Below are 1,191 nucleotides of genomic sequence, written 5' to 3'. Positions count from 1 at the left end.
ATTCAAAGCCACGAACTGTCACGATATTAGACATTCAAAATGCAGTAGGAGAGCATTTTAACATTCGTTTAGAGGATTTTTCCGCGAAAAAACGTACAAAGTTAATTGCCTTCCCGCGTCAAGTAGCCATGTTTTTATCTCGCGAATTAACAGATTTTTCGCTGCCGAAAATTGGCGAAGAATTTGGTGGACGTGACCATACTACTGTTATTCATGCTCACGAAAAAATATCTTCTATGGTGAAAAATGACGTTCAGCTACAGCAAGATATTAAACAAATTCGAAGCATGCTAGGAAAATAAAGCTGTGGACAACACAAACATTTAAACACAAACTTATACACAGTCTATCTACATGTGGATAGACTGATTTTATTCACTTAAAAGTACTTATCCACAAATCCACAGGACCTATTACTATATCTTTTTTATTTTATATAAATAAATAATATAAATATGTGAGGGAAAACGAATGAAATTTAATATTTTACGTGACCGTTTATTAGAGGGTTTAAATGATGTCATGAAAGCCGTAAGTTCAAAAACGACTATTCCAATTTTAACGGGGATAAAAATCGATGTAACAGAAGAGGGTATTAGCTTAACAGGTAGTGATGCTGATATTACAATTCAAACATTTATTCCAGTTGAAGAAGATGGCCAACAATTAATTAATATTACAGAAACAGGATCAATTGTTGTACAAGCTCGTATGTTTAATGAAATTGTACGTAAGTTACCAACAAATGAGGTTGAAATTCAAGTAACAACTGGTTTCCAAACTCATATCCGTTCAGGTAAATCTGAATTCCACTTAATTGGCTCAGATGCTACTGAATATCCTTTATTACCCGAATTAACGGAGGATCAAAAATTTACTATTCCTGCAGATCTATTAAAGTCGATTATCCGTGAAACAGTATTCGCTGTTGCTACTTCAGAAAGTAGACCGGTGTTGACAGGTGTAAACTGGCAGATAAAAAATGAAACATTAATCTGTGTTGCAACAGATAGCCACCGTTTGGCAAGACGTAAAGTTCAACTGGAAAATTTACCTGAGGTTGAACATAGTGTTGTAATTCCTGGTAAAAGCTTAAATGAGTTAAATAAAGTTTTAGAGGATTCTACAAATCTTGTGCAAATTGYTATGACAAGTCAGCAAGTGTTGTTTAAAACTGGAGAAGTATTATTC

At 33.9% G+C, this 1,191-nt stretch carries 2 protein-coding genes; both read left to right on the top strand.

Annotated features, from left to right (window positions below):
- A partial coding sequence (locus AC1DJN_RS22020) for a helix-turn-helix domain-containing protein (protein WP_478040290.1) occupies positions 1 to 302 on the top strand: 302 nt, incomplete at its 5' end.
- A 169-nt stretch (positions 303 to 471) separates the two neighbouring features.
- Positions 472 to 1,191, top strand: a 720-nt coding sequence (gene dnaN / locus AC1DJN_RS22015; RefSeq protein ID WP_478040288.1) for a DNA polymerase III subunit beta, incomplete at its 3' end; no start/stop codon positions are given.

The sequence above is a fragment of the Stenotrophomonas sp. 05L414_2 genome (assembly GCF_056397905.1).
This window is presented reverse-complemented; position numbering and strand designations above follow the sequence as displayed.